Annotated in this window: 16 protein-coding genes and 1 pseudogene; 6 read left to right on the forward strand and 11 right to left on the reverse strand. The window is 42.2% G+C overall.

Going from position 1 to position 17,430, the window contains the following annotated elements:
• Position 1 precedes the first annotated feature (1 nt).
• Positions 2–258 (reverse strand): annotated as a pseudogene (locus IQE94_RS18895) (hypothetical protein); the annotation flags it as partial.
• Between the two features lie 48 nt (positions 259–306).
• On the opposite strand from IQE94_RS18895, the gene IQE94_RS11885 reads away from it, so the two are divergent.
• From IQE94_RS11885 to IQE94_RS11905, 5 genes are all read left to right on the forward strand, one after another.
• Positions 307–879, forward strand: coding sequence for a Uma2 family endonuclease (locus IQE94_RS11885; RefSeq protein WP_212718593.1), 573 nt, complete (start codon positions 307–309; stop codon positions 877–879).
• A 146-nt stretch (positions 880–1,025) separates the two neighbouring features.
• On the forward strand, positions 1,026–1,577 hold the full coding sequence (locus IQE94_RS11890; protein ID WP_223342017.1) for a hypothetical protein: 552 nt from the start codon (positions 1,026–1,028) through the stop codon (positions 1,575–1,577).
• Complete coding sequence (locus IQE94_RS11895; protein ID WP_223342018.1) at positions 1,567–3,984, forward strand: NACHT domain-containing NTPase; 2,418 nt, start codon at positions 1,567–1,569, stop codon at positions 3,982–3,984. The genes IQE94_RS11890 and IQE94_RS11895 overlap by 11 nt, the downstream gene beginning before the upstream one ends.
• A complete protein-coding gene (locus IQE94_RS11900; protein WP_223342019.1) occupies positions 3,981–4,985 on the forward strand; it encodes a hypothetical protein in 1,005 nt (334 codons plus the stop codon). The genes IQE94_RS11895 and IQE94_RS11900 overlap by 4 nt, the downstream gene beginning before the upstream one ends.
• 119 nt (positions 4,986–5,104) lie before the next feature.
• Positions 5,105–5,257 carry a hypothetical protein gene (locus tag IQE94_RS11905; RefSeq protein ID WP_223342020.1) on the forward strand — a complete coding sequence of 51 codons (153 nt, stop codon included), beginning with the start codon at positions 5,105–5,107 and terminating at the stop codon, positions 5,255–5,257.
• A gap of 342 nt (positions 5,258–5,599) precedes the next feature.
• Here IQE94_RS11905 and IQE94_RS11910 read toward each other — a convergent pair whose 3' ends face one another.
• From IQE94_RS11910 to metH, 3 genes are read right to left on the reverse strand one after another with little or no spacing between them, the layout of a single operon-like run.
• Positions 5,600–5,836: a type II toxin-antitoxin system HicB family antitoxin gene (locus IQE94_RS11910; RefSeq protein WP_212718595.1), complete on the reverse strand. Its 237-nt coding sequence runs from the start codon at positions 5,834–5,836 to the stop codon at positions 5,600–5,602.
• Complete coding sequence (locus tag IQE94_RS11915) at positions 5,836–6,045, reverse strand: type II toxin-antitoxin system HicA family toxin (protein WP_212718597.1); 210 nt, start codon at positions 6,043–6,045, stop codon at positions 5,836–5,838. Before IQE94_RS11915 ends, IQE94_RS11910 begins: the two co-directional genes overlap by 1 nt.
• Before the next feature lie 27 nt (positions 6,046–6,072).
• Positions 6,073–9,660: a methionine synthase gene (gene metH, locus IQE94_RS11920; RefSeq protein ID WP_212718605.1), complete on the reverse strand. Its 3,588-nt coding sequence runs from the start codon at positions 9,658–9,660 to the stop codon at positions 6,073–6,075.
• Between the two features lie 208 nt (positions 9,661–9,868).
• On the opposite strand from metH, the gene yidD reads away from it, so the two are divergent.
• The gene (gene yidD / locus IQE94_RS11925; protein WP_212718607.1) at positions 9,869–10,108 is read left to right on the forward strand and encodes a membrane protein insertion efficiency factor YidD; all 240 of its coding nucleotides are present in this window, start codon (positions 9,869–9,871) and stop codon (positions 10,106–10,108) included.
• A gap of 147 nt (positions 10,109–10,255) precedes the next feature.
• On the opposite strand, the gene IQE94_RS11930 is transcribed toward yidD, so the two are convergent.
• The 7 genes from IQE94_RS11930 to IQE94_RS11960 form a co-directional block, all read right to left on the reverse strand.
• A complete protein-coding gene (locus tag IQE94_RS11930) occupies positions 10,256–11,467 on the reverse strand; it encodes a GNAT family N-acetyltransferase (RefSeq protein WP_212718609.1) in 1,212 nt (403 codons plus the stop codon).
• A gap of 71 nt (positions 11,468–11,538) precedes the next feature.
• On the reverse strand, positions 11,539–11,751 hold the full coding sequence (locus IQE94_RS11935) for a DUF2839 domain-containing protein (protein WP_010873662.1): 213 nt from the start codon (positions 11,749–11,751) through the stop codon (positions 11,539–11,541).
• Positions 11,752–11,840: 89 nt separating this feature from the next.
• Positions 11,841–13,145 carry a HAMP domain-containing sensor histidine kinase gene (locus IQE94_RS11940; protein WP_223342021.1) on the reverse strand — a complete coding sequence of 435 codons (1,305 nt, stop codon included), beginning with the start codon at positions 13,143–13,145 and terminating at the stop codon, positions 11,841–11,843.
• A 197-nt stretch (positions 13,146–13,342) separates the two neighbouring features.
• Positions 13,343–14,389, reverse strand: coding sequence for a hypothetical protein (locus tag IQE94_RS11945; RefSeq protein ID WP_212718611.1), 1,047 nt, complete (start codon positions 14,387–14,389; stop codon positions 13,343–13,345).
• Between the two features lie 126 nt (positions 14,390–14,515).
• Positions 14,516–14,743 (reverse strand): ferredoxin-thioredoxin reductase variable chain, encoded by a 228-nt coding sequence (locus tag IQE94_RS11950; RefSeq protein ID WP_212721844.1) that lies wholly within the window; start codon positions 14,741–14,743, stop codon positions 14,516–14,518.
• Between the two features lie 170 nt (positions 14,744–14,913).
• Positions 14,914–15,693 (reverse strand): peptidylprolyl isomerase, encoded by a 780-nt coding sequence (locus IQE94_RS11955; protein ID WP_212718613.1) that lies wholly within the window; start codon positions 15,691–15,693, stop codon positions 14,914–14,916.
• Positions 15,694–15,762: 69 nt separating this feature from the next.
• Positions 15,763–17,394 carry an AAA family ATPase gene (locus IQE94_RS11960; protein ID WP_223342022.1) on the reverse strand — a complete coding sequence of 544 codons (1,632 nt, stop codon included), beginning with the start codon at positions 17,392–17,394 and terminating at the stop codon, positions 15,763–15,765.
• Between the last annotated feature and the right edge of the window lie 36 nt (positions 17,395–17,430).

Consider the following 17,430-nt stretch of genomic DNA (forward strand, 5'->3'; position numbering starts at 1 on the left):
GTTAGGTACTGAAATATTTGGCACTGGGGTGGTAGGTGATGATCGCTGTGGTGGATTGCTCTGGGTAGAGATAATCGGTGTAATTATCGCCAGCAAATATTTCTCTCGCATATCCCGCTACTATTTCCCCTACTGTCACCGCTTGCATAGGAAAAATATCAGTAATGCCTGATTCCTTGGAGGCAAATAAGTCCGCAATACAAAGCCTTCGCCCTGATTTTGCCGAGGAAACTCGAATTTGGCGATCGCCATAAAATCACTAAATCGTTAAAATAAAAGCCTAATTATCTCTGAAAACGGTGGCATATGTTAGCGCTTCAGCCTCGCTTTAAAAGCTTTGCAGAGTATCTTGCTTACGAAGACGATACTGATCAACTCTATGAATTATTCAATGGGGAATTAATTGCTGTGCCAACAGAGTCAGGATTAAATTTTCAAATTGCCAATCGTTTATTTCTTGTTTTTGCCTTAATGTTGGGCACGGATCGGGTGCGGGGCAACGGTTTGGAATTAGAGGTTCACGGTGAGCCCAAAAACCGTTTTCCTGATTTGACGATTATTCGAGAGGAGCATATTGCCCAATTAGCTAAACGCAATACGATTCGGTTATCGATGTTGCCGCCCTTATTGGTGGTGGAAGTTGTCAGTCCGGGGGAATTGCAACGGGAGCGGGACTACATTGCCAAGCGTCAACAATATCAAGCCTGTGGCATTCCTGAATATTGGATTGTTGATCCTCAAACGCAATCAATTTTGGTTTTAGAATTGGCTTCAGAGAATTATCAGGAAGTCGGTAATTTTGAAGGCTCTATGGCAATTCAGTCCCCTACGTTTCCCCAGTTATCGTTAACTGTTAATGAAATTTTTAAGGATCTTTGAGATAACGGCAATACCCCTGTGACTCCCTACATTAACCAAATGGTGTTCTTGCCTTAATCCCTGATGCTAGGGGCACATAGATTATAATTAATAAAGTTTCAGAGAAATTTATCCTTAAGTTAAAAAGTTTTCCCGTTCGGCTGAGCATGTCGCAACAAAACTATAATTGGAAGCGGTTCTGGTGTCCTCGCTCAGGCAACATAAGTCTGAGGGATGGCGGTTACTTAGACGATCCAAATACAGAATGGGGCAAAGCATGTAACCCAGACTTAGTTAGTTTAGAGGAATTTACTGATGTCCCCTGCCTTATTTTATTAGGTGAACCTGGCATTGGAAAAACCAACGAACTGGAAAAGCTGAAAAAATATACCGAAAAAACAATCTGCGAATCTAACAAAGTCCTAATCTTGAATCTTCGATCCTTTACTAATTTAAGAGAGGATTTATTTAAGGATGAAACTTTTATTAATTGGTTAAAGGGCAGCCATCACCTCTATCTGTTTTTAGATAGTCTTGATGAGGGGCTTTTGAGCATCAAAAACCTGGCAATAGGATTGGTAGATGAATTTAAGAAACCTCAGTACCAAAGCCATATTAATCGTCTTCATCTCCGTTTAACTTGTCGAACTTTCGTGTTTCCAGCCATTTTAGAGGATGGTCTAAAGGCTTTTTGGGGAGAAGATAACTTTGCATTATGAACTAGCTCCACTTCGCCGTATAGACGTTATCAACGCTGTGGAAGCTGAAGGTTTTTCTTCCGATGACTTTCTGAAAGCAATTAACCAAAGGGATAGGGATATTGTACCCCTAGCGATTAAACCAATCTCTCTAAGATTTTTATTAAACACCTATCGCCGTCATAAATCTCAATTTCCTCTAGAACAGAAACGTTATGAATTTTATCTTGAGGGATGTAAGTGTCTTTGTGAAGAAGTAAGCAAATGTCGTCATGCCTTAAAGGAGACAGGCAATTTAGATATTGATCAACGTTTGATTATTGCAGCTCGAATTGCTGCTGTGACAATTTTTACCAACCAATTTGCTGTGTGGACTGGCGTTGGACAGGAACAAGTTCCTGCTGAAGATGTTCCTCTTCAAAAGTTGTGTTTCGGTTGTGAAGGATCAAATGGAAAAGAATTTGAGGTTACTCAAGAAGTAATTAAAGAAGTTTTAGATAATGGTTTATTTTCATCTCGTGGATCGGATCGAATGGGATGGGCACACCAAACCTATGCTGAGTTTTTGGCTGCTTGGTATTTGACACAAAAAAATATTGATTTATCAAAGATAAAGGCATTGTTTTACTCTTCTGCCGATTCCAATCCTAAGCTTATTCCACAACTTCATGAAACGGCAGCTTGGTTAGCTTCCATGAGAAATGATGTGTTTGAAGAGATAATTAGAACTGATCCTGACGTCCTTTTGCAAACCGATATACCCACCGATTCAGAGCTTCGAGCGTCAATTGTTGCTAGTTTATTAGCGCAATATGAGGAAGAAAAACTATTTGATCGAGGATTTCACAACGTTCGTAATTACGCAAAATTAAAACATTCTGAGCTAGCTGAGCAGTTGAAAGCTTATATTTGTGATTCCAGCAAGAAAGAGGACACACGAAGGATAGCAATTGATATTGCCATAGAATGTAATCTCTCTGAGCTTCAGGATGAATTAGCGGATCTGGCTCTTGATTTATCACAACCAATAAGTGCAAGAGTTAATGCCGCCCGTGCTATTAGTTCAATAGGTGACTTGTCTACAAAATTAAGGTTAAAGCCACTCGTACTCAATGCTCTACTAGAAGATGAGGAAGATGAACTAAAAGCCTATGCGTTGAAAGCACTCTGGCCAAGGCAACTAACAGCCGAAGAATTATTTCAGGCGCTCACTCCACCGAAAAGGATAAATTTGCTTGGAATGCATCGATATTTTCTTGAGTCTGAGTTAGTTCCACAACTTGATTCCGAAGATTTAGTTATTGCTCTCGACTGGCTGAAAACTCAAGGTGTGCGATGCTTTGGGCATCCATTTGAAGAACTAGGAGATGCAATTCTGTTAAAAGCATGGGAACACTTTGACATTCCTGGAGTACTGGAGGGTTTTACGCAAGTAGCATTATTACAATGGAAAGAGCATCAGAAAATCATTAGCCATTCTCCAAGTTTACAAGCTGAATTTCAAGAATCACTTTTGGGAAACAATCAAAAGCGTTATGCTCTTATTGAAAATTTGGTTGAAAAGATTGCGGAGAAAAATGAAGATAAAGATTTTTATTTTTTAACAAGCTCAATGACAGAGTCAATTGTAAGCTCAAATGATGTTAGTTGGATGTTAGAAAAACTCCAAGATTCTAACGATGAAACAAAACAAAGAATGTGGGCTAAACTAATTAAGATAATATTTGATCGCCGAAATACAGGGCAGATAATTGATGTTATTGAAGCTACTAAAAAGAATTCTATTCTCAGTACTGTTTTTTATTCTGACTTTGCTCCAATTGAGTTGGACTCAGAAGAAGCGACTCAATTACGTGATCATTATTTTAAAATGAGAAATTCCTGGAATAAGCCAAACTTGCTAGATCCTCCACCAAAAGAAAGAGTTATTGACTGTTTAGAGCAGTTAGAATCGGGAGATTTATCCGCATGGTGGCGACTAAATCGAGAAATGACTTTACTGCCACAAAGCAAACGTTATGGTCATAACTTAGAATTAGATCTGACTCAGCTTCCGGGATGGAAAGAAGCAGAGCAAGCAACAAAAAAAAGAATTATTCAGGGGGCAATTCAATATATTCAACAGCAAACAGATATAGATTATAGCTGGATAGGAACAAATACATATAATTTTTCCGAATTGTATGGTTGCAAGGCATTACAGTTAATCTTGACGGAAGCTCCAAGAATTTTAGACAATTTTTCAACGGATATATGGAAAAGATGGACACCCATAATCCTGTCAGTTCCTAATAGTTTCATTGACTCAAATCCAAGAGAAAATTGCCGAAAATTAGTCAGCCTCTCATATCACCATTCTCCAGATGAATTTTTGACAACGCTTTTAAAATTGATTGACAAAAAAATCAAGATAATAATATTTTTGTGATTGATCGCTTAGAGATGTGTTGGGATGAAAAATTAGAAAATAACTTGACAAAAAAAGTAAAAGATTCTCAATTAAAGCCTAACGTATTTAGAAAGCTATTAGAAAAACTTATTGAGCAAGGAGCTGTTCAAGCCAAAGATATCGCTTTATCCACAATACGAAATTATACTAATAGTGAACTTGATAGTGAACGACAAAAAGCATTGTTCGCCATTAAAGCACTTATCACTTATTCAGATCCAGATACCTGGAATGTAATCTGGGAAAAGATTACGGCAGATGAGCAGTTTGGACGCGAGGCATTTGAATTAGCCGCTTCTTATAATTTAAGTGGAATCAAGCTTGACTTAAATGAAAAGCAAATTGCAGACTTATATGTCTGGTTAGTCCATCAATATCCTTATGATGAAGATCTAGATCACCGTAATGAAACAATGGCTCATATAGTTAGCCCTAGAGATAATATCACATGGTTTCGAGATCAAACTCTATCACAATTAAGAGACAAAGAGACTATCGAAGCTTGTGCTGAAATTGAACGTCTTATCAAAGAGTTGCCCCATCTTCCTAGATTAAAAGAAACACTGATTTATGCACAACAAAATATGCGCCGTGAAACCTGGAAACCTTTTACACCAGAAGAATTTCTTCAATTTTTAATTATCCCAGAGCCCTCTAATTTAGATTTATCCAATCAACTTAGTACCATAGACAAGAGGACAGAAAAAATGCAAGATGACCCTAAGATTACTAACAACATTTCCAATTCAAATGTTATTTCAAATTCAACAATTAACGCTCCAGTCGGCACAAATAGTAATGTGACTTATTCTAGCGCAGAGAAACAAAAAAGATTTAATTGGGAGATTATGCTTGCTGTGATTGGAAGTATTGCCGCTTTTATTGCTATACCATTCTCTGGTGTATTTAATGATGAACTAAAGGAATGGTTAAACGGCTCTCCTTCACAAATTGAACAACAATCTGCGCCCAAAAATTAACAAATAGTTAATCTCTGAGGGAAAAGAGAATGCAAATTACGATCAATCTACCGCCAGACCTTGAATAAAATTTACTCCGTCAAGCAAAAACATCAAATGTCCCTTTACAAACCATCATTTTGCAAGCCTTACCCCAAATAATTGAAATACCTAACGTTCCCACTTCCCAATGGCCAGAAGTTATTCTGTCTTACGACGGTTTTCCCGATTTCCCTGAATTTGAGTCTTACCGAGATGAACTTCTCCCTCCCTGGGAACCGGAGTTATTCTAATGCGCTACTTGCTTAATACTTGTGTGATTAGTGACTTTATTAAGGGAGAACCGAGAACAACAATTAAACTAAAACAAATCCCACCCATTGAGATTACCATTTCAACAATATGGCTTAGCCCTAAATCCCCAACGTGCATTGAAAATTGAACAAGCAATTGCCAGCATTTTAACGTCTGTCAATATTTTACCTGTGAGCACAGCAGAGGCAGAACAAGCTGCTCAAAATTATTAAGCTTGAAAAATTAAATAGCATTGCTATATACCTGGGTATGAAAAGTTAATCATGTTTATAAAATTATTTACGTTCTTTAATCTATTTCTTAATTGTACTTGTCTTAACTTAAGTCGTAACTAATGGTTGTTGAAAAGATTGAGGAATAGGCAAAATATTCCCTTCCTCTAGCGTAGTTTTAATTAAAAAATCCAACAACTCCTTCCCTTGTTGGCAAGCCTCCTCATAGGTATCCCCATGGGTGTGACAAAAATCACCCCATTCAGGTAAACTGACTACAAAGCAGTTATCAAGATCTGACCATTGAATAATTAAAGAATAATGGTTTTGAACATTTTCCATCATCAATCTTCTCCTTTTTGTTTAACAATTTGAATAGCTTGTAAAACATCCTTTTCTTGATAAAACTTAGCATCACTGCCGTCTTTACCAGAAAGTGTAACTATTCCATCCAGTAGGGGATGATACCATTTTGTATGACTCCCCTTGCCAGATTTACAAGTAAAACCTGATTGAAAAAGCATCGTTTTTAATTCTCTAATTTTCTTGGGCACAATGTCAAATAAGAGAGTATGGGAATTTTAAGCGCTGAAATATTTAGCCGCAGGATGGTAGGCGATGATCGCCGTGGTCGATTGCTCCGGATAAACCTGTTCACTTTCATCCATATACAAGCCAATTCGTTCTGTTTGTAACAGTTCTAATTGGGTGTACTGATCTTGCATATTGGGGCAAGCGGGATAACCAAAACTGTAGCGAGAGCCTTGGTAACGTTGTTGAAGAATATCGCGGATATTATCAGGATCTAAATGACCAAAGCCCAACTCCTGTCGTACCCGTTGGTGGATCCATTCCGCTAAAGCTTCCGCCATTTGTACCGCCATACCATGGAAGTAGAGGTAGTCGGTGTAATTATCTCCGGCAAATAGTTCCCTCGCATATTCCGTTGCTATTTCCCCCACTGTCACCGCTTGTAAAGGAAATACATCCGTTAGTCCCGATTCCTTGCTGGCAAAAAAGTCCGCAATACAAAGTCGCCGCCCTGATTTTTGGCGGGGAAATTCAAACTCGGCGATCGCCGTTGCATCCGGGGGAATTTGGCCATTATTTTGGCTGACTAGTTCAGGATCGTAAATTAATAAGGTATTGCCCTGAGATTGACAGGGAAAATAACCATAAACCACGGTGGGATGGAGTAAATTTTCCGCCATGACTTTGGCTTTCCATTCCACCAAAATTGGGTGAACTTTCTCTGCTAAAAATTGATCGTACTCTTCCCTGGATTGCTCCCTGGGTTTGCGGAATTGCCACTGGCCGACGAATAAAGCTTGCAAGTCCAAGAGGAGAAATACTTCCTCTAGGGAAATATCACTGGGTTGTAAAATTTTGGTTCCCCAAAAGGGTGGCACTGGCCTTGCAATATTAGAGTCCACCGCCTCGGATCTGACTGTATCAATTACCTCTGGCTCCGTGGATTGTTCACTGGCATCAATTAACTTTTCTTCTTCAATGCCAAAGTTAGTTTTGGCATCATTATCTGCCATGGGGGCGTGGCCATTTTCTTCGGCATATTCGCCCAAAAATCCTTGGAAATCATCCCAGCTAGCAGCACTTTTAGCGGGCATAAGTTTATCCATGAAATGCAAATCAGCAAAGGCATCCTTACCGTAAATTACTTGGCCTTTGTAAGTGTTTTGACAATCTTGATGGACAAATTTAGGAGTTAACGCGGCTCCCCCTAAAATTACTGGCACCGTAATGCCTTCTTGATTGAAAACCTCTAAATTTTCCTTCATAAAGGCAGTGGATTTGACCAATAAACCACTCATGGCAATACAGTCAGGCTTATGTTCTTTGTAGGCTTCGATAATGTTTTCCACTGGCTGTTTAATGCCTAAATTGACCACCCGATAACCATTGTTGGAAAGAATAATGTCCACTAAGTTTTTGCCAATGTCGTGGACATCCCCCTTAACGGTGGCAATTAAAAAAGTACCCTTGGCATTGTCGGCCGAATCATCCTTATCCATATGGGGTTCTAAAAATGCTACCGCCGCTTTCATGGTTTGGGCCGATTGCAACACAAAAGGCAATTGCATTTGTCCGGAACCAAATAATTCCCCGACTATTTTCATCCCATCTAATAAATAGATGTTAATAATATCTAGGGGAGGGTAGAGTTTTAAGGCTTCATTTAAAGCATCTTCCAAGCCCAATCTTTCCCCATCAATAATGTGGCGCTTGAGTCGTTCCTCCACAGGTAAATTAGCATCACCGGACTTATCCCGTTTGGTGGTTTTGCCTTCAAATAAAGTGGTGAGTTTGGTTAACGGATCATAGGTACAGCGCTCCCCATCAAATTTCCGGCGATCATAGATTAAATCTAGGCACACTTGTTGTTGTTCTGGGTCGATTTTTGCCAGAGGTAAAATCTTATTGGCACTGACAATAGCTGCATCCATACCCACCTGCATACATTCGTGTAGAAAAATGGAATTGAGTACCTGGCGGGCGGCGGGATTCAAACCAAAGGAAACGTTAGAAACTCCCAATAAGATATGGCAACCGGGTAATTCTTCTCGAATGCGTTTAATGGCCTCCACCGTTGCTTTGCCGTTTTCTCTATCTTCTTCAATGCCTGTGGAAATGGGTAATGCCAGGGGATCAAAAAATATTTCCGTGGCTGGTAAACCAAAGGCGATCGCCGCTTCGTAGGCCCGTTTGGCAATTTCAAATTTCTTGTCGGCGGTACGACCCATACCATCTTCATCAATGGTACCAATGACAATACCCGCCCCATATTCTTTGGCAATTTCTAGCAGTTTATAAAACCGTTCTTCCCCGTCTTCGTAGTTGGTGGAATTGAGGATACATTTTCCCCCAGCAACCTTCAGCCCTGCTTCCATTTTTTGCCATTCGGTAGAGTCTAGCATCAACGGTAGGGTGACATTATTAACCAGCCGGGAAGCTAATTCTTTCATGTCATGCACCCCATCCCGGCCAACATAGTCCACATTGACATCAAGGATTTGGGCCCCTTCTTTTACCTGGGATTTAGCCAGGGAAACCAGGCTGTCCCAATCTTCCTCGTTGAGCAGATCCCGACATTTTTTGGAGCCACTGGCATTGAGGCGTTCGCCAATAATTAAAAAGGAATTTTCTTGGGCGTAGGTTTGGGTGGAATAGATGGAAGCGGCGCTGGGTTCGTACTGGGGTTGACGCTCTTTGGGATGCAAGTCCTTGGCAATGTCCGCCAAAGCCTTAATGTGATCGGGCCTAGTGCCGCAACACCCGCCGATGACCTGTACCCCCAAATCTTCGATGAAGTGCATCAGGGACATTTGAAGTTCCACCGGGGTGAGGCGATAAAAAGCTTGGCCGCCAACGTTTTCTGGCAAACCAGCATTGGGAATACAGGACACCACAAAGGGAGAATGTTCAGAAAGATATTTGACGTGCTCCTTCATCAAGTCCGGCCCGGTGGCACAGTTCAGCCCCAAAATATCGATGGGATAGGGTTCCAAAATGGCCAAGGCCGCCGCCATCTCTGTACCCACCAGCATGGTTCCCATGGTTTCCATGGTTACTGACACCATCAACGGCAGGCGATCGCCTTTTTCGGTAAAGACCTGTTCAATAGCGTTCAGGGCCGCCTTAATTTGCAACACATCCTGGCAGGTTTCAACTAGCAATAAATCCACCCCGCCGTCGTATAAACCCCGCACCTGAACCACATAGGCATCCTTGAGATTATCATAGTCCACATGCCCTAAGGTAGGCAGCTTAGTGCCTGGTCCCATGGAGCCGGCCACAAATCGAGGCTTTTCTGGGGTAGAAAATTCCGCCGCCACCGACTTGGCCAACTCCGCCGCCGTTTTATTTAAGTAATAACTTTGCTCTGCTAAATCGTACTCCGCCAACACCAAGGGCGTCCCCCCAAAGGTATCTGTTTCCACCACATCGGCCCCCGCTTCATAAAAAGCACGATGCACCGTGGCTACGGCCTCTGGCTTAGTATGGACTAAATATTCATTACAGCCTTCATATTCCGCCCCCCCAAAATCCGCCGCCGTTAGGTTCTGCACCTGCAGGTTTGTACCCATAGCCCCATCAAAGACTAATACCGGGCGATCGGGACTGTGGAGACGGTCTAAAAAAGCACTTTTCATAGGGAGGTCGGAGACCGGAAGCTAGATTGGATCAGGGTTATGGCATATTATATGAGGCTTGGCGCCCATCTAACAACGTGGAAATGTAGCCATGGCATTATGTTTGAGCAATAAATATAGATAAATTAGTTGTTAACAACGAAAATTTAAAGATTAATTCAAGTCCCAATTGAAAAGTTGTTATTCTGTGATCAATAGTTACTAATAAATGATGAAAAAGTTGCTTTTAACTCTGATCAAAATCTATCGAATTTTGATTTCACCATTGTTTCCGCCCAGTTGTCGTTTCCAGCCCACCTGCTCTCAGTATGCCCTAGATGCGATGGAAATCCACGGAGTCTGGCGGGGGAGTTATTTGGCTCTGAAAAGGATTTTACGCTGCCATCCCCTCCATCCGGGGGGTTATGATCCCGTCCCCAATCCAGACCAAGAGAAAGCTTCTTCTTAAGATAATGTTTAAACAATTAAATTGTTGGAATTTAGTCTTCTCAGCCCCCCTCGATTGGGAAAGATATTACACAAAGACTTCCCAATCTTAGTGAATTAAGTGGGCAAATTAGGATGTTACCAACAGGCTTTTAACTTTATCTGAAGTTTAAATGTGATGGCCATTTTCCGGTAAATCTTCATGCCCTAAATTAGCCTGTTTATCTTGATTATCTGGACGGTCCTTTTGGGATTTTAACGGCAGATTTAGTAGGGAAATACGACTGGGAATGGGGGTGCGGGGCAATGGTTGTAATCCCTGTAATACTTCGGAAAGTTGCAATCGCTCTGGCTTAGTTTCTTTGAGTTTGTGCCAGACGGAACGGGACATCAACAAACGATGTTGCTGACGCTGAGCCCCCAACTGTTCCAAATATTCCTCCCGTTCATGTTGATAATCCGCTGATTCTAACATTAGGGCCTGGGGGGGAAGACCTTGCACTAGTTGGGCCATTTTCACTAACAATTTGGGATAGAGCCAAGTGTAGGCAGGATGTACGGTTAATTCTGCTTGGTGGGCCTGTTGACCATCGGTGGACAGAGTAAGTTTGAAATAGGCGATCGCCGCTTTACGCTGGGGTTCAAAGACGTAGCCACTAACTTCTTCCTGGTGGGTGTACCAATTGTGCCAACGGTTTAATAAAGAACTCAGAAAGCGCCGTTTGAAATCCGCCACATGGCGGTCAAATACCTGACGCATCAAAGGAGGCATGGAAACACAATCAAGCTGACAGAGTAGGGCCGCATCAGCATTGCTGACAGGCAGTAAATTGGGTAAATCAGGATCGTTCTGGGCCAGATTGGTCAACAGTTCCGCCGACAAAGACCAATGGGTAATCTGGGCTAGGGGCTGAAAACCATTCTGCCGGTAAAGAGCAAGGATATTTTTATCGTTTACATCCACATCCAACACCCAGGTGCGAGCTTCCCAGACATTTTGAAAACAGTAGCGCAATAGCTGGGATCCCATACCTTTCGGGTCTGTTACCAATTCCGGTTGAATGGCCTGGGTTTGTACCGATAGTTGCTCTATTTTCCAAGTGGAGCGACTGGTGTTGAATGGGGCCACTTGCACAAAGCCACTGATGGTACCCTGGGGTTTCTGTTCCGCCACAAAGCAATGGAAAAGATGTTGCAACGGATTGGGAAAACAACCCAAGGCCCTGAGCATGCCGTACCAGAAAGGATTATGCGGTAATCTACTCGCTAAAGAACGTCCCGACGTTGCCCCCTGTTGGTCGGTCAGTTTATCTAAATTTTCCAGGTCCCGGAACTGAACTCCCCGAACCACCAACAAGTCAGTTTCATTAAGGGTAACCATAGGGCGGCAAAGAACGGCGTCCTCTCCATCTTAACTGCTTTTCCCGACGTTGGGACTCGGCGATCGCCGGTTTATTGGACGGTCCACCAGCCAAAAGTGGGGCCAATAAATCTGACTGTGACCCACAAGCCGGCCATCACACCAATGCCAATCCAGGCTCCTTTGGTAGTCCATTTATAGAAATCCTCGGCTTGTTTTTTGGTTAAAGGCAACCACTCGACAACCCGTTGATCCTGGCCATAGCGATCGCCAAGGGATTGTTTACGACGCTTTGATTCTCCCATGTTTGTTTTTATCCTAAGTTCAGTAAATTGTGATGATTTTAACAACAGAATTTTATCCATAAAACTGCCAATTTTCAATCACTCCATTGTCAAGTTTGGTGATTTTTGGCCGGTGTTTTCAGGGGCAGAATAGCTGAAAAACAGCTACCAACCCCAGGAGTTGAAGTTAATTGAATATCACCGCCATGGAGTTGGGCCAGGCGACGGGAGAGGGCCAGCCCTAGGCCCGTACCTTTTTCAGCAAAACTAAGGGGCCGGGAAATTTGCTTAAAAGGTTGAAACAAATCCCTCTGGTCTTCCGGGTTGATGCCAATGCCAGTGTCAATCACGGAAAAAATTAATGCTTCATCGGTGGCTTTTACCGCCAAGGTCACACTCCCTTGGGGAGTAAATTTTACTCCGTTGGAAAGGAGATTAATTAAGATTTGTTTCCAACGCCTTTGATCGACATAGCAAAAATCTACTCCATCATCAATGGTCAAATTTAGGGCTAATTGCTTTTCCTTAGCTTTAGTTTGCACCATGGAAATTACGGAAAGACATAGGTCTTCCACTGCAACCTGTTCATAAAATAATTCTTCGCAACGGGCATCAATTTTTGATAGATCGAGAAAATCATTCACCAGGGATAGTAAGTGTTCAGCGGAGTTTAAAGTGCCTTGCACATATTGGTGTTGTTTAAGGTTTAATTTGCCATAAAGTTCATCCCTTAGCATTCTAGCAAAACCAATGATGGCTGTGAGGGGAGTCCTAAATTCGTGGTGAATATGGCTCAAGTTAATCGTCATGGGGGTCTCATTGGAACTTCCTTGGGGAGCCAAAGTTTCAGATCTGCCATGGTATTGGTAGGCAAACACCGTACCCACTTCCTGCAGGAACAAATATTGCTCAAGACGCCATTGATCGTGGGGCCCAACTAAACAAATGCCACCAACATATTGATTGTGCTGAAAAATAGGTAAGAGGAAATAAGGCAAATCGTTATGGATGTTTCCCTGCCCTGCCCCAGAAGCAAAACTAGCTGGGTTAATTTCTTGCCAGTGTTGTTTTAAATCGGTTAATAAGCTCTTTCCCCGTTGTAACTCTTCTTGGCGATCGCCAATAAATTTGAAGCATTTTTCCGCCACAAACTGTGGGGCATGCTCAGTCTGGAGAACAATGGAGAGGGTCGGGATAAATTCTGCTTCGGCAGGGGTAGCCCTCAAGTACCAATAATAAATTGCTTGCACCGGAATAATGCTCACAATCAATCTAGCTATGGATTGCTCAAACCCATCTCCGGCCATTGGCAAACTTTTCCTGTTGGGGAAATTGGAACCCATAGTGACACTCAAAGCCGAAGAAATATTGACGCCATAGACAATAGACGGACTGAAAAATAGGATTGTATCCATATTAGCTAATTAACCCAAGTCCATTGTCTAATTTATCGGGGACTACATACCCAGGGTGAGATTGATCAACTTTTAAACCACTCACTATGGAAAAAACTTAGTTTCAGTGTGCCGAATAGAGAACTTGGGCAAGTCAACTAGAAACTTTAAAATTTTGTTCGTTAATTAGGAATAAAAGAGATAAAATTTCCTAAATTTTATAGAGGTACATTTTGTCCCAGGTCATAGTAATAAATTTGTTGAGTTTTATCTGTTAGAATATTCAAGTATTTTCGATAAATTTTTTCTCCCGCAATTAGTTCAGCAAATTCTGGTGGTTGTTTGTAGTCAGCTTCAGGATAAGCTTGTTGAATATTGATAATTGAGTAATAATGCTTTAACCATTGCCGCAGTACTTTAATTAATTGTTCAAATTTTAGGGCCGTATTGCCATGTTGATGGTTAAGAGCAATGAATTGTATCATTAAAGCAAAGGAACGACTATTATTTTTTTCCGCTGGTATCTGAATAATTTGACTAATTTTATCAAAAACGGCAATGTTTTTGTTGACCAGATGAGTTAAAATGGCAAGGTCATGAATATTGCGAATTTCAATATTACGAATTAAGTCTGAAATAGTCACTAACACAGAATAGTCAGACTGTTCAAAAGAATGAAATCTTCTCAGCAAGTTGAGTCCTAGGGGATTATCTGAGATTTGCTTTAGGTTATCAACGTAGTGGCTGAGAGCATCTTTCCCCTCCGGGGTTTTTGTTTGGTCAATAGCTTCAACTACAGTGGCTTCTAGCTGTTGTTTGAAAGTGTCGGCATCCTCAGATTCTTTAAGGATATGGGGCACCTGGTCATAAAATTCCTGTTGCTTATAACCCCGGTATCTAAGCTCAGTTTGATTGATAAACAAGAGTAAATCTTTGACATCAATAGCTAGCTCCAAGTATCGGTAACTTTGTTTAAGTCCCGCATATTCCCCCAGATCATTGTCCAACATATATTGAATTTTGATATAGGTGATGAATTCTTGGTCTAAAAACTGGGGACTGTCGATCGCCTCAGCCGTTTTAGCAAAAATATAGAGATCATTGGCATGTTTTCTGCGCTCAATTAAAGCTTCTTCCGGTACCATTGGTTTGGTCTGGATAATACCTTCGATTAGGCTTCCTTTCCCCAACACAGGACGATTCCACCAGGGCTGTTCCCTACCTGATTCTGGGGATGGATTACCTTCTTTCTCTGATTTAGCCATGGGCAAAGCTTCTGAAGAATCTCCAATGTTACTGAAAAGAGTCAAATCTCACTCAATCAACATTCTAATCAATTTGATTGAGTAAATAATTGAAAAAGCCACAGCACTCCATTGAAGAGAAGTAGATTAACCCTCAATAATGGTGACTTCATCAGGGCGGAAATGGGCTTTGAACCGTTTTTCAAATTTCACCAACACTGGCAAATTGGCACTAATGGGTCTGCCCTGCCATTCGGTCAATACGGCGGCCACTTCTCCTTCCATATCCTGCAAATCAAAGGCTATTTTTTTATGTTCTGGATGGTGGTAAACCACAACGGAGGAGGTGACTCGAACACGATCGCCGACATTCATAGGGCTTTTCTCTAGGGTTGGCTTGGTTGATTGACAGGGTCTACGGGCACAGAAGCCCAAAAAAGGCACTGTGGGCATAGAGTTTCCATTTTTGCATAGGTTAGCCCCCGCTAAGCAAGCATTCCCTTGGGGAAGGGCTGCCTAAGACAAGGGCAAAGGGCTAGGGCTGGTTATTCCTGAGTTACGACCAAATCAGTATCTATCTGCGATGCTTCAGGGGGAGAAGGGACAGCAAACTCGATTTTGGTTTGGATTTGTTGACTCAACCAGGTTTGGAAAAGATCGTTGCGCAACCGTTGCCGGATATTGTCATCCAGTTGACTAGAAATGTATTTTTCTAGCCTGAGCAGAATCCACCACTCTCCCACGGCGATCGGCAGACAGAGTTGTCCGGCGGGGGTACCTTTCAGTAGTTGTACTATTTGGGGATGGGGCACATTTAGCTCAACAGGGCCAATCAAGCCGCCATTTTGGGCCTCTGGCCCCTCGGAATACTGCCGAGCTAAGGAACTAAAATCCCCCTCTCCTTCCTGAATCCGAAAATATAGTTCTTGAATAATGCCGGAATCTCGACTACGGATCAGGGAATAGATGACCTGGTCTAATTTATCTTTGCTGTTGAGGAAATGCCCTTCCAGTTGGTCGTCCCAGGTTTGATGTTTAAATTTTTCCAAACGACCGGTGCGCAGAATTGACTTTTCCAGTTGCTCCAGGGTCATGCCGGATTGCTTTAACCAGGCCTGTCTTTGTTCTTCGTTGGTAATCTGGGTTTGTTGGTAAAAAAGCGCTAAATTCTGCTGTTCTTCTTCCGGGGTCAGTTGGATGTGGGCCACTGCCTGATCAAGTAAGATTTCCCGGGCTAAATGGGGCAATAGTTGATACTCCACCAGTAGGGAATACAATTCGTCCTCCCTTACCTGGCGATCGCCGACCGTCAACACCACCGACATAATTAGCCAACTCCTAACGCACAATATAGCTTCATTGCTCCATAACCGTAGCCCAAGCTGACCTAAACATCAATCAGACGGGGGGAGAAATATTCGTAAAAGTTCTTCGGGTAAATGGTTTTCTTCCACGCTAGAGGTATCGAAGTAAAAAATCCACGGTTCTTCCGATTCGGTGAAATCTTCCCAATCTAGGGCCTGGAGCAGTAACAACGTCTCAGTAGCATCGGAAATATCTCCCCGGCGAGACTGCAGACGTTTGGTTAAAACTTCTATGGGAGCATCGCAATTGATAATGGTTAAAGAAAGCTGTTCCCGTAACGCAAATTCGACAATTGGCGATCGCCATGATACCCGGTCAAATTTGGCATCGAGAATGATATTAAAACCGGAGTTGACCACTAGAGCAGCTAAATCAAGCAATTGGTGATAAACCTTTTCTGTCATAGCCTTGCTGTACAAATTGGCTTTCCCCGGCTTGTTTAAGTTTACTCCTCCCAAATGTTTACGTACCGCATCGGAGCGGATATGAACAGCGGGTAAAAGTTGACCAAGTTGCTGGGCAACGGTGCTTTTTCCTGACCCAGACAACCCAGCCATTAAAACTATTTCTCTCTTTATTTGTTGGCCCTGCTGACTATACTGCCACGCCAAGTGGTAATAATCTTTAGCCGTCCCTAAGGCTTGTTCCTTTTCTACCTTAGTTAAATTGGCATCATCTAATAGAAAAGAAGTTACCTTCGCCCGCACATAGGCCTGGCGGCAGAGATAAAATGGTAACACCTGTAAACCATGCCAATCCCCCGTTTGTTCAAGATAAGTATTGAGAAATAGATAACCCCAATCTGTTCGACCTTTTGCTTGCAAATCCATCACCGTAAAGGCAATGTCATACATCACGTCCACAAAACGAAATGGTTGGTTAAACTCAATACGATCAAATAATTGAATCTTTCCCCGCCACTGACATAAATTTCTCAAATGCAGATCACCATGGCATTCACGGATTCTGCCCATGGCCTGTCTCTCTCGAAAGATTTGCTCCTGGCTTTGGTAAAAATTCTCGCTAAATTGGCGAATTTGTTGATATTTATTGGGCTCCTGGGCAATGCCTAAATATTTTTCCGTCGCCGAGAAATTAGCTGATACAGACTGCCGAATTACCTCCGGATCGCCAAAACCAGTAATTTCAGCATTGGTTACCGTACCCTGGTGAAATTCCGCCACTCTTTTGGCCAGGGCAATAATGTCTTGGCTAGATAGCTTCCCCTGTTCAAACAAAGATAAAAGCAAACAGTCTTGGGGAAATTGAGCCATTTTTAGCAGATAATCCTTCGGCTGAGAGTTATTATTATCTCCAGTGGGCTCTTCTTTCTCCTGCCACTGCCATTGGTTATCTTTTAATTCAACTGCTAAAACTTCCTGGTAAATATCCGGTGCCACGGGGGAATTTAAACGCAACTCTTCTTCTAAAAAATGTTTGCGCTTCGCCGGAGTTGAATAATCTAAAAAGCCTAAATCAACCGGCTTTTTTAACTTGTAGGCATATTTCCCCGTCAAAAACACCACCGAACAATGGGTTTGTAGACACTGAATCGGTTTTTGAACGCGGTGGGGATAAAAATCAGTGCGCTGCAAAGCCTGCAACAAACTAAGAAAGGGGTCTTGGGAGGACGAATCCAGTGGCGCAGAAATGCTATTCATGGGTAACGGTAAGTTAACTCCCTCACCTCATATTAC

The sequence above is a fragment of the Synechocystis sp. PCC 7339 genome (assembly GCF_019924095.1).
In the GTDB taxonomy this organism is placed as follows: Bacteria; Cyanobacteriota; Cyanobacteriia; order Cyanobacteriales; family Microcystaceae; genus Synechocystis.